Raw genomic sequence first — 12,079 nt, 5'->3', positions numbered from 1 at the left:
CCATTAAAACCACTGAAAGCTAGCCTAAAGCTCAGTTCTAGCTTAAATGTATGCGAGCGCGAATATGAACCGACTCTTTAGCCGCTTATTTATCACTGCCACCGTTATCGTACTCGCACTGTTTATGGCGCTATGGCAGTGGTTGCAACTTAACCATGAATTTAGCCGCGATCAGGTGCAGCAAAACCTGCATCGTGAGCTTGCCGATCATATGGCGCACATCAACCCTTTATTGTCCCAAGGGATCACCTCTGACGCCGCATTAAAAGAGGCATTCCATGATTTTATGCTACTAGGACCTAGCTTTGAGATATATACCCTCGACCCAGATGGAAAAGTGATTGCTTACGACGCCAAAGAAGAAAAAATTAAACGTAAACGCGTGGATGTGGGGATTATTCAATCCTTTCTCGCAGGCAGCGAATTGCCGATTTTAGGCACAGATCCGCGTTCACTCGACACCAAGAAAATTTTTTCAGTAAGCAAACTCATCAATCAAGACGGACTGCATAGCGGTTATTTATACGTCATTATTGGTGGTGAAGATTACGACAGCTGGCAAGCCATGATCAGCGCTGAAAATCAGCCCAAGCTTTGGGGTGCAACTATCGGTTTTTGGGTTATCTTTGCATTAGTGCTATTTGTTATGTTGCTACGATACTTCACTCGCCCAATCGACCGTCTAGTAAAAGATCTTAATCACCTGCGCATTCAAGACTCACAAAGCCCAGCTTTAGCACACCAAAGCCTAGAAAATAACAGCCGGGAACATCAAAACTCGGAAGCTAAGCTAGCCCTGCCCAAACGCCATTTAGGTAGCAGTGAAATTACTGAGTTAACAGGCCATATCAATGACTTGCTCGCGCAAATTCAACAAAAACAACAACAAGTTAAGCGCCAGCAACAAGCAAAGCATGACTTTCTGTTGCACCTGTCTCACGATTTAAAAACGCCGCTAACCGCACTACTTGGTTACATAGATACCTGGCTGATTTTGCCAGAAGGCGAGCGAGATACAGCATTGATTCAATATGCGGCTAATTCGGGGCAGACACTTCAGCAATTGCTAGCCCAGCTACTTGAGCTAGCAGCACTTGAAAACGGCCAGATTAACGCCCAAATAAAGCCCGTATATTTGATTGAATTAACCAATGAGCTGCACAGCACATTTACCCCAAGAGCCAACAAACTGCAGATTAGCTTGTTATTTGATATTGAGCCGCAGCAAATTGTCGAAACTGACCCGCAATTAATGCGCCGGGTGATCAGTAACCTTATCGACAACGCTCTACGCTACACACCTAAAGGCGGCGAGATCCGTTTATACACCAAGCACGTTGGCGAGCAGCAATGGCTCACAGTGGAAGATACTGGCTCAGGTATGCATCAACATGAGGTTGAAGCATTAAGGCAATTGTCGCTTTCTCAGCAGCGTAAACAAGCAAGCTTGAGCTTTGAGCAAAACCAAACCCTGCCACAACTGGGTGTCGGACTCGCCATCGTCAGGCAATTATTGCAGCTGCTAAAATGTAAGATTGATATTCACAGCTCACCAGGACAAGGTAGCCAGTTTTTAATTGAACTTAGCAGCCCTAAATCAGTCCTTAGCTTGCCTTAAAATAGCCAAAAAGCTGCGTGCTAAATCTTACTGATTAAATTGAGCAGCTAATAATCTAGTTCTGGTTAGTTAACCACTAAATGCTAGCCACTAAAAAGGGGGCCTTAAACTCCCCTTTCATTGATGCGTCGTTAATTTGAAGCGCTCTAGATGAACTCACCCTTGATAAGCTCAGCCATGGTGAGATCAGTCTGGACCTGATTTAACCTTCTTTATAGCTACGTAGTAATTTCGGCACAAATGGACTAACAAATGCTGCGATCAGTGCGCCCCACATGATGCATATCAGGCCAGCCACTGCGTATTGACCGGTGATGGTGTCACCATAAGCGACATAGACGGTATGGGCACCTCCCATGATTAAACCTAAGAAAACCGCTATACAAACCAGACTAATAATAAGTGGTATTTTCATCGCTTTGTCCTCTCTCAATTTTTGGGTCAACTATAATATCTATAAAATGAAGTTCAATTTATAGTTAGATACTATTAACAACCTTAATAGGTTGCAACTCATAGCCTGCCAATACTCAGCAAGCATTAACGTCTTAATACGTAAAAAAGATGAAAAATGAGCACAAAAAAGCGAGCCTATTGGCTCGCTTTCAAATCACTGCTTTTCAGCAATGATTATCTTTAGTACAGGTTGTTACTACTTATGATACTTAGGCGATAACTCATGTACAGAGTTAATGAATGCGCCAGCGTGCTCAGGATTAACATGCTGGTGAATACCATGACCAAGGTTAAATACGTGACCAGTACCTTCACCGTATGAAGATAAAATTTGGTCAACTTCTTGGTGAATACGCTCAGGTGTACCATAAAGTACAGATGGATCCATGTTACCTTGCAGTGCAACTTTCTCACCTACACGGCGGCGAGCGTCACCAATATCAACAGTCCAGTCTAAACCTAGTGCGTCACAGCCTGTTTCAGCCATTGCTTCAAGCCATAAACCGCCACCTTTAGTGAACAGCGTCACAGGTACTTGACGACCGTCAGCGTGGCGAGTTAAACCATCAACGATTTTTTGCATGTAGCGCAGTGAGAACTCACGGTAAGCGTGGTGAGATAATGCGCCGCCCCAAGAGTCAAAGATCATTAGCGATTGCGCACCGTTAGCGACTTGAGCATTTAGGTATGAAGTCACTGAGTCAGCTAGTTTATCTAGTAATAGGTGCAGCGTTGCTGGCTCTTCGTAAGCCATTTTCTTAATTTTTTCAAACGCTTTGCTTGAACCACCTTCAACCATATAAGTTGCTAGTGTCCATGGTGAACCAGAGAAACCAATTAGTGGCACATCACCTTTAAGTTCACGACGAATCGTGCTTACGGCTTTCATTACATAGCCAAGCTCGTCCTCTGGATCAGGTACAGCTAACTTTTTGATGGCGTCGATAGTGTCGGTTGGACGCTCAAAACGCGGGCCTTCGCCAGTTTCGAAGTATAAGCCTAAGCCCATCGCATCAGGGATAGTTAGGATATCTGAGAATAAGATAGCGGCGTCTAAGTCATAGCGACGTAGTGGTTGCAGCGTCACTTCACACGCTAAGTCGTGGTTCTTACAAAGCGACATAAAATCACCCGCTTCAGCACGAGTTGCTTTGTATTCTGGTAGATAGCGACCAGCTTGACGCATCATCCAGATAGGAGTTCTATCAACAGGTTGTTTTAATAAAGCGCGTAAATAACGATCATTCTTTAGTTCTGCCATTTGGCTTTCTTCCTACTTATTGTGATATCCGCTGGCGCGTAGTTTAGCACTTACGTGATTAATGTAACCACTCAAGCTAAATTTATGTGAGCAATCCCTAAATCTCCCGCGCAAATAGCACACATAGGCTTAACAAGCTCACAAAACCCCCTACTTTTGCGTAAAACGACAAAATTAATCTTTAAACTGTTGCACCACAACAAAGCCTTTGATATAAAAACTGTGCGCTAGCAAGAACAATCAAGAAGCCCGATAAATCGAGCCCAACGTATCTTTACTTGCCCAGTGATAGGCGACTATCACTGGGTTTTTTATTGCCTTAATTCCAACATACGACTTTATACTGCATCATTAGACACATTTGCTTAAACTGTATTTGAGTGATTTTTGCGATAAAATAGTTGATCACTACAGGCATTTTTCAATACATTAGATGTTATGAGAAAGTTGCCGAGCGGGGTGTGTCATGCTGACTAAACTAGAGAAAGCTGAGCAAAGATGGGGCGGTTCAAACAAACTGATTGACCAGTGGCTTAACCACAGGCGTAAGCTGTTAATTCAGTACTTTATGCTTGCAGGCTTAGCACCCTACTCCCGCGATGACAAAACCTTGCCAACTGTAGATGAAGTTAAACAGTTCTGTGCGCAACTGGTTGATTATGTCTCTGAAGGCCACTTTGAGGTATACAACAATGTAGTGTCTGCTTGTGAGAAACATGGCGCAGAAAGCCATAACACAGCGCAACTACTACTGCCCCAGATCAGCAAAAGCACTGACACAGCATTAGACTTTAACGACAAATACTCCGAAATTGCAGACGAGAAAACCCTCTATCAACTTGATGGAGACCTATCTTCACTAGCACAAAGTATGGAATCTCGCTTTGAGCTTGAAGATCAACTGCTGGAGATTTTGCATTCACGCCATTCAATGACTGCGTAAATACGATTAGTTGACATCCCCCCTCATCGCAAAAAGCACACATAGGTGTGCTTTTTTGCTTTTTACTGAGTCATCCTATTGCTTTTTACGCCAGTTGTCGGGTAACTCGACTTGGTTCCATAGGTCATCACACAAGCTTCTTGTATCGTGCCAATCACCAGCGAGAATCCAATTCACTAGTGTATCCCCACTTGAGGGTAATCAATCGGTGCAGGTGATGGCTTTTTTAACCAGCGCTTGAGTACAGTTAAGTCCAATGACGCCATACTCTCAGCTGCAGCCAGTAATTCTAAGGCCGCTACATTAGCATATTGCTCAAATTGCCCAAGAAGAGGCTTAACCAGCAGCTTTTTCCCTAACGCCATGGCTTCACTTGCAAGCTCAAACCCGGCATTACCAATCACTCCACTGCACTGCGCCATATGACGTTTGAAACCGTCACGATCAAACCCGTTCCATTGAATATGTTCAGGCAAGGGTAAAGATGGTTTTTGTTTGTGATAAACAATAAATTCAACGCTGTCGACAGTTCGTAAAAAGGCGACGATTTCATCAGCGCTTTCAAACGGAAGGTAAACTAAAACCTTGTTACTATCACCGACACCTAGATGATCAACGTCAACAAAAGGCGGCAAGATTGGATAACCAAAATGATGCCAGTGACACCCTAACGATACATCCACTGGGGCAAAATGATTAATCAATAAATCATTAAACCAACTAGAGCTGCGCTTAGGTACCGGGTACTTAAGTGCAGCCTGATGACTTATCGCAATCGATTTTACTCCCTGACGTTTAGCCGCCCAGGCAGATACAGGTTCATAATCATTAAGCACTAAATCGTACTCAGATAAATCTAATTGATTCACCTCGGTGCGGATTGGCGACAATAAATTATGCTTACCCGTTTTTAGGTAACTAATGCGACCTTTGTCGCTGACAAAGGTCATGCCTTTTCGAGTTTGGTAATCACCAAAGCACTGCATATCGAAATACTGCGACTCGTCACGACCAGAAAATAGAAAATCGACATTGATATTTTGCTTTGCAAGTGACTTTGCCATCACTCGCGCGCGGCTGATGTGGCCATTCCCTGTGCCTTGAACACCATAGAGTAGATTCATTAACTCGTATTCCTTTTGCTAATCTATTGCTATATGACTGGACGGTTTTATCTATAGATTAATCGTGTGCCTGACCTGCTAAGCTCCGGTCTGCTTGCTAGTGAAACAGGTTATAAGCGCACCAAACTGAGCCCATTCCTAAACTCATACCCGCGACAATATCGAGCGGGTAATGCACGCCTAACATCACCCGTGATATGGCAATCAAGCTAGCCCAAGCAAAAGTAAGTGGTGCCATCACAGGAAAAAACCAATAAACCAAACTCGCCATGACAAACGCCGCAGCACTGTGACCCGAGGGAAGACTGAACTTGTCAGATGGCTCAAAGCTTGCACTAATACCAGCGAGACTATGACATGGCCGCGTACGGCGAATAGCATTTTTAAGCAGCAGATAAAGTGGTAATTCGATGGCAAAGCTCACCATGCCAGCGTAAAAGAACGCGCTGCCTTGCTCATGAATAAGCAGCAGTGCCAGCGCTGCGACAACATAAAGCGGCCCATTGCCGGTTGATGAGATGCGCAGCGCAAGAGCTTGTAAATCACGCATTTGCGCAAAATTAACCGTTTTATAAAACCACTGCTGATCCCAGTACCCTAACTGTTGCTTCATCGCTCACTCCTTGCTTGCAACCTTGCCTGAAGCTTGTGCTTCTTCGCTTGGATAACCCATATTCTGGCTAAATAACAGCAAGCCTTTAGTTATGCTTACAAGATAAAAATGAGCAATGACTAGTAAATGACAGTTTGCCTAAACATTTATGACAAGTGTCCAGTAAATGGTCGAGGGAGAACAACTGGCTCTCACAGAAAATGAGCTAGAGAAAAGACCTAGATAGCAGCAATATGCGACGTTGAAGAAGGCTCGCAGATCAAAAAAGCCCTAACCTTTGCGATTAGAGCTTTAAAGTATTCGTGTAGCGTTTAGCCTCAAGCAGTTTGCGCTTGAGTAAATTTACCGTGGTAAATCTTAGTTAGGTGATAGATGTTGATACAAGCAACAAAGGCGTTCATCCCTGCAACCGGCCATGCATCAATGGCGTAGCCATAGACGGTAAACAGTGCACAACCGATAAAATTAATCCAACGCAGCCAAATGATATCTTTCATCATTAAAGATATTGCTACCATTACCGACGCAAGATAACCCAATAATTCAACGTTATTAATATTTTCCATAAGAACCTCTTTCAGGCTCTCTGCCATCCATAAGCGTAACGAGGGGTCCGTGCCTCTAAAGCAAACTCAAAATTGCCCCCAACAGCATCAACCGCACTGTACCCAGGCAAACCTGTACGTAACTAGAAAACGGATTTAAGCAAGATTGACTGGCGAGCAGAGGCTCAAACCGCAATTTGTGAAAACAAATTACTCAAAAATCACGTTTTCGTCTTAATAATAAAACAAAGAGTTCCAAATAGTAAACAAATAATTAAAACCTTGACCACTAAGCCGTGATTAATACCTCTTTTATTTTCAGCAAAACCTCATATAATTCATTTAACTTTGCCTTATATAGCAGAGGATTACCTCGCTAATCACTAGGAGTTATCTATGGAATACAACACCTCAGAACTATGCGATATGTATATTGATGTGGTCGATGTCGTCGAACCTATGTTCAGCAATTTTGGTGGCTGCAGCTCTTTCGGTGGTGCAATTAGTACAATTAAGTGTTTTGAAGACAACGGTCTTATCGCCGAAGCACTTCAAGAAGATGGTGAGGGTAAGGTACTCCTAGTTGATGGTGGAGGCTCACTGCGCCGTGCCCTGCTAGACGCCGCTATTGTAGAAACAGCCGTTAACAATAACTGGGAAGGCATTATCGTCTACGGCACCGTGCGCGACGTTGATGCATTGGAAGATTTCGATATTGGTATTCAGGCACTCGCCTCTATTCCAGTTGGCGCTGATCAACACAGTGTTGGCGAAGTTGAAATTCCGGTTAACTTTGGCGGTGTGACCTTCCTGCCTGGCGATCACATTTATGCTGACAACACCGGCATTATCTTATCGCCTGAAGCATTAGATATTGACTAACGCTTTAGTTAAAATTGGCGCGATAACGCGGCACGTAAATGATTAAAAGCCAGCTTTGCTGGCTTTTTTTGTAGTGCTTTACACTGTCGCTGAGTACTGCTGCCCCAACGATTAGCTTTGTTTCTATGCAGTGATTTGACAATAACATAGCCCTGACAAAAAACAGCGAGCACAACTCAAGGATGTAACATGCTAATTCCCTATACTCAGTCTGATATCGACCAAGCTCTTTGCAAACGTTCGGGTGAACAGCGACTTGGCCAGCAAGTGCAGTTAATTGATACCAATACAGAGCTTACAAACGCTCTGTCTAATGCTAAAACCCAAGGGGCGCGCTTTGCCATCATTGGTATTGCAGAAGATGTTGGCCCGCAAGCAAACCTGGGGCGCGGCGGTGCCAGTAACGCATTTCAAGCGGCTATGCAGCAATGGTTAAACTTACAATCCAATCGCTTTTTATCAGGTAAACAGTGCTTAATCATGGGTGAAATCCAGCTTACCCCAAACGTAAAGCACAGCGAAGTTAACAGCAGTGAAGTTGAAGCTAATCAGGTGGATGCTTTGCGCGCTGCAACGGCCGAATTAGATAAACAGGTCGAGCCGATTATTCACGCTATTTTTGAGGCCGGTCTTGAGCCAATTATTATTGGCGGCGGCCACAACAATGCTCTGCCCATCCTCAACGCGGCCAAACAGCATTACAATCAAGGGCTCGCCGCAATTAATCTTGACCCACACAGTGACTTTCGTCCTAAAGAAGGCCGCCATAGTGGCAATGGTTTTAGTTATGCCGCGGCTAGCGGCGCATTAAATCACTATCATGTCCTCGGGCTGCATGAGCTAAAAAACAGCGAAGCGACACTAGAACAACTTAGCGTCTTTGGCGGTTCATGGCACACCTATCAACAAATCTGGGTTCGTCGTGAAGTTGGTTTTAGTGACGCACTCAAGCAAGCAGTTAGTAAGCTTAATCAAACGAGCAGTCCTGTAGGTGTTGAGTTAGATGTGGATGCCATTAATAAGATGCCAAGTAGTGCATCAACAATGGCAGGAATTCCACTTAGCGATGCGTGCCACTATCTCTATTACCTAGCGCTAAAATCTCCGGCTGCTTATTGCCATATCGCCGAAGCCGCACCAAGTTGTCATGACGCAGGCGAAGCAGCGGGTACTAGAGATGTAAGCCAAGCACTGAGCGAGTTGATTTATTCATATATCCAAGGACGTGAGCAAGCTAAATTGAGCTAGCTTACGTACAAACATCAGAAGCTACATGCGCTGGATTTTTGCTTGTTGACTGTGGTCTAATGCACAAAATTTAGCGTAACCATTTATGTTGGTGGCATAAGCCAACAAACAAAATAGCGCGAGAGTACACCAAAGTCGGAGCCAAGGCTCACTCATATTGGTTTAAGCACCATTGATTATCATCACAATCTCAATGCACAGAGATTCAGCATCTTGTTACAATGGCATACACTCGCACCACATATTTTTAAAAAAATAGGAAATGACCCATGTCTGAGGGCGATTCAAAAAACACCCACTTTGGTTATAAAACTGTCGAAGCAGAGAAAAAAGCCGACTTAGTTGCTGACGTGTTTCATTCAGTCGCCGCCAAGTACGACATTATGAATGACGTGATGTCATTCGGTATTCACCGTCTATGGAAACGTCACACCATTGAAACCGCCGCTGCGCGCCCTGGTATGAACATTCTTGACTTAGCTGGTGGTACGGGTGATTTAACCGCAAAATTCTCACGTATCGTGGGTGACACTGGCTCAGTGGTGTTAGCCGACATTAACGATTCAATGCTAAAAGTTGGTCGCACTAAACTGCGCGATAAAGGCATAGTGAATAACGTATCTTACGTACAAGCTAATGCCGAAGCACTGCCATTTCCTGATAATCATTTCGACATTATTACTATCGCATTTGGCTTGCGTAACGTAACAGATAAAGACGCAGCTTTGCGCTCAATGCTACGTGTACTAAAGCCAGGTGGTAAATTACTAGTGCTTGAGTTTTCTAAGCCAAAGCATGAAGTCATGCGTAAAGTGTATGACTTATACAGCTTCAAAGTACTACCCAAAATGGGCGCGGCTATCACTCAAGATGCAGAAAGCTACGAGTATCTGGCTGAATCGATTCGCATGCACCCAGATCAAGATACACTAAAGCAAATGATGCTTGATGCTGGTTTTGAGCAAGTGGATTACACCAATATGACTGATGGTATTGTCGCCTTACACCGTGGGTATAAGTTTTAATGGCGTTAAACCATTTCGCGCTGCTCACATGCAGCGCAATTGAAACCGCCTTTGCTGCTCTGCCTACCCAAGCAAAGATGGACTACGCCAAACTAAAAAACCTACATGGTAAGGTGTTTTGCATTCAGCTGAGTCAACTAAGTTGGCCAATGTACTTGGTGTTTGCTAAGCAACTTCAAGTACTTAGCCGCTATGAAGGTGAGGTCGATGTTCGGGTCGATGCCGATGCCTCGACGCTATATCAAATTAAGGAAGGCGCTAACCTCACCGAGTTGATTAAGCAGGATAAATTACGCTTAGAAGGCGATATCCAACTGTTGCAAACCTTCAGCCATTTTGTACAGCACATAGATTTTGATATTGCCGAGCCTCTGTCGAAATATGTTGGTGACGGCCCCACCCATATGCTCACAGAACACAGCAAATGGTTAGCGAAATCGGCGAAACAGGTATTTGGTAAAAGCCTGGATCATATAGGGCAATTAGCAACAGAAGAATTTAAAGTCGCTGTGCACAAAATTGAATACCTGCACTTTTGCGACAACCTTGAAGACCTAAGTAAAGATGCAGAATCGCTAGCTAATAGAGTCACTCTGCTGACCCGGCGACTAAGTTAATTGTATTCAGTTAGCATTGATAATTGCTCGCTAATTTAAGGCTCTTCAAGGACAAGCTACACGATAAAAAAGGACATTCATGACCATTGCAAGTATCAAGCGCGGCTATCAAGTCATCAAAACCATTCTCAATTATGGTTTAGACGACCTCATTTCTAAACACAAAGCGCCTTGGTATTTCCGTATGGCTCGCGCCAGCCTATTCTGGCTGCGCAACAAGCACAAAGACAAAACCTCAGCTGAGCGCCTAAAACTGGCGATGCAAGAGCTCGGGCCGGTTTACATCAAGCTTGGGCAAATGCTGTCAACCCGCAGAGACTTGCTTGATGACGAGTGGGCTTACCAACTCGCTATGCTGCAAGACAGGGTACCGCCCTTTGACTCCGCCTTAGCAAGGCAAGCCATCGAGGAAGAGCTAAAAGCGCCCATTGAATCACTATTCGATAACTTCGATGAGACACCTCTAGCATCAGCATCTATCTCGCAAGTACACACGGCAACCTTAAAGTCCAATGGTAAAGAAGTCGTTCTGAAAGTACTGCGCCCAAATGTGGAACAAAAAATCCGCGCAGACTTACTGATGATGTCTCAAGGCGCCAACATGCTTGAGCGTATTTTGGGTGAAGGCAACCGTCTACGTCCTGCAGAGGTCATTGAAGACTACCAAATAACAATTTTGGGTGAATTGAATCTCAAACTTGAAGCTTTAAACGCCATCAAGCTGCGCAATAATTTCCTCGATTCAGATGCGCTATACATACCTTACGTTTATGAAGAACACTGCTACCCTCGCCTGATGGTGATGGAGCGTGTTTATGGTATTCCTGTATCTGACACTGACGCATTAAAAGCCCAGGGGACCAACCTAAAACTGCTGGCTGAACGCGGCGTTGAACTGTTTTTCACTCAAGTATTTCGCGATAACTTCTTCCATGCTGATATGCATCCTGGCAATATTTTCATTAGCGAGGAGCACCCAGAAAACCCTTATTACATCGGGCTCGATTGCGGGATTATGGGTACCTTAACCGAACAAGATAAGCGCTACCTTGCAGAGAACTTCTTAGCCTTTTTCAACCGCGACTATCACCGCATTGCTCAGCTTTACATTGAGTCAGGTTGGGTATCTGAAAACACCGATGTGCTGGCGTTTGAACAAGCTGTTAAAGTTGTGTGTGAGCCTATGTTCAACAAGCCGCTTGATGAAATCTCATTTGGTCACGTGCTACTTGAGCTATTTAGAACCGCGCGTCAGTTTGACATTGTGGTACAACCACAGTTGGTATTACTTGAAAAAACCTTACTTTATATCGAAGGCTTAGGAAGGCAACTCTACCCACAACTTGATCTTTGGCAAACAGCAAAACCGTTTTTAGAAGAGTGGATGTCGGAGCAAGTTGGCCCTAAAGCTATGTATAATAAAGTAAAAGCCAATATCCCTTATTGGTCCGATAAGCTTCCGGAAATCCCTGAACTGGTTATCGATAACCTGAAAATGGGCCGAAAACTGCTGGGAACCCAGCAACAAATGTTAGATAGATACCTGAATTTCCAACAAAAATCTCACAAAAGCCAATATCTATTAATCACTTCTGCCGTATTGTTGATCTGTGGCACAATATTATTTACTCAAAGCGTTACACTATGGCCAGCTTATGTAAGCATTAGCTTAGGTACGGTGTTATGGCTGGTCGGATGGAGATCTAGACCAAAGAATCGTAAATTTTAGCTAGCACTTATTTATTAG

Annotated in this window: 11 protein-coding genes and 1 pseudogene; 7 read left to right on the top strand and 5 right to left on the bottom strand. The window is 44.1% G+C overall.

Annotated elements, in window-relative coordinates:
* Positions 1 to 64 precede the first annotated feature (64 nt).
* Positions 65 to 1,618: a sensor histidine kinase gene (locus EXU30_RS13450; RefSeq protein ID WP_130600849.1), complete on the top strand. Its 1,554-nt coding sequence runs from the start codon at positions 65 to 67 to the stop codon at positions 1,616 to 1,618.
* Between the two features lie 202 nt (positions 1,619 to 1,820).
* Here the strand turns inward: EXU30_RS13450 and EXU30_RS13445 are convergent, their stop codons facing one another.
* Both EXU30_RS13445 and hemE read right to left on the bottom strand, forming a co-directional pair.
* Entirely contained in the window at positions 1,821 to 2,033 is a 213-nt protein-coding gene (locus EXU30_RS13445) for a hypothetical protein (protein ID WP_130600847.1), read from the bottom strand.
* A gap of 237 nt (positions 2,034 to 2,270) precedes the next feature.
* The gene (gene hemE, locus EXU30_RS13440) at positions 2,271 to 3,335 is read right to left on the bottom strand and encodes a uroporphyrinogen decarboxylase (RefSeq protein WP_130600845.1); all 1,065 of its coding nucleotides are present in this window, start codon (positions 3,333 to 3,335) and stop codon (positions 2,271 to 2,273) included.
* A gap of 466 nt (positions 3,336 to 3,801) precedes the next feature.
* Between hemE and rsd the strand changes: the two genes are divergently transcribed.
* Positions 3,802 to 4,278 (top strand): sigma D regulator, encoded by a 477-nt coding sequence (rsd, locus tag EXU30_RS13435; RefSeq protein WP_130600843.1) that lies wholly within the window; start codon positions 3,802 to 3,804, stop codon positions 4,276 to 4,278.
* Between the two features lie 75 nt (positions 4,279 to 4,353).
* Here the strand turns inward: rsd and EXU30_RS13430 are convergent.
* The 3 genes and pseudogenes from EXU30_RS13430 to EXU30_RS13420 form a co-directional block, all read right to left on the bottom strand.
* Positions 4,354 to 5,402 (bottom strand): annotated as a pseudogene (locus tag EXU30_RS13430) (MJ1255/VC2487 family glycosyltransferase).
* 97 nt (positions 5,403 to 5,499) lie between these two features.
* Positions 5,500 to 6,015: a phosphatase PAP2 family protein gene (locus EXU30_RS13425; RefSeq protein WP_130600841.1), complete on the bottom strand. Its 516-nt coding sequence runs from the start codon at positions 6,013 to 6,015 to the stop codon at positions 5,500 to 5,502.
* 317 nt (positions 6,016 to 6,332) lie between these two features.
* Complete coding sequence (locus EXU30_RS13420; RefSeq protein WP_130600839.1) at positions 6,333 to 6,581, bottom strand: YgjV family protein; 249 nt, start codon at positions 6,579 to 6,581, stop codon at positions 6,333 to 6,335.
* A gap of 375 nt (positions 6,582 to 6,956) precedes the next feature.
* Here EXU30_RS13420 and rraA point away from each other — a divergent pair, with 375 nt between their 5' ends.
* From rraA to ubiB, 5 genes are all read left to right on the top strand, one after another.
* Complete coding sequence (gene rraA, locus EXU30_RS13415; protein WP_130600837.1) at positions 6,957 to 7,442, top strand: ribonuclease E activity regulator RraA; 486 nt, start codon at positions 6,957 to 6,959, stop codon at positions 7,440 to 7,442.
* A 189-nt stretch (positions 7,443 to 7,631) separates the two neighbouring features.
* Positions 7,632 to 8,690 carry a formimidoylglutamase gene (locus EXU30_RS13410; protein WP_130600835.1) on the top strand — a complete coding sequence of 353 codons (1,059 nt, stop codon included), beginning with the start codon at positions 7,632 to 7,634 and terminating at the stop codon, positions 8,688 to 8,690.
* Positions 8,691 to 8,959: 269 nt separating this feature from the next.
* On the top strand, positions 8,960 to 9,715 hold the full coding sequence (ubiE, locus tag EXU30_RS13405) for a bifunctional demethylmenaquinone methyltransferase/2-methoxy-6-polyprenyl-1,4-benzoquinol methylase UbiE (RefSeq protein WP_130600833.1): 756 nt from the start codon (positions 8,960 to 8,962) through the stop codon (positions 9,713 to 9,715).
* Positions 9,715 to 10,332 carry a ubiquinone biosynthesis accessory factor UbiJ gene (locus EXU30_RS13400; RefSeq protein ID WP_130600831.1) on the top strand — a complete coding sequence of 206 codons (618 nt, stop codon included), beginning with the start codon at positions 9,715 to 9,717 and terminating at the stop codon, positions 10,330 to 10,332. The genes ubiE and EXU30_RS13400 overlap by 1 nt, the downstream gene beginning before the upstream one ends.
* A 79-nt stretch (positions 10,333 to 10,411) precedes the next feature.
* Complete coding sequence (gene ubiB / locus EXU30_RS13395; protein WP_130600829.1) at positions 10,412 to 12,061, top strand: ubiquinone biosynthesis regulatory protein kinase UbiB; 1,650 nt, start codon at positions 10,412 to 10,414, stop codon at positions 12,059 to 12,061.
* Positions 12,062 to 12,079: the final 18 nt, after the last annotated feature.

This window comes from Shewanella maritima, assembly GCF_004295345.1.
In the GTDB taxonomy this organism is placed as follows: domain Bacteria; phylum Pseudomonadota; class Gammaproteobacteria; order Enterobacterales; family Shewanellaceae; genus Shewanella; species Shewanella maritima.
Note: the sequence above shows the minus strand (reverse complement) of the source record. Positions and strands in the feature narration are given on the sequence as shown.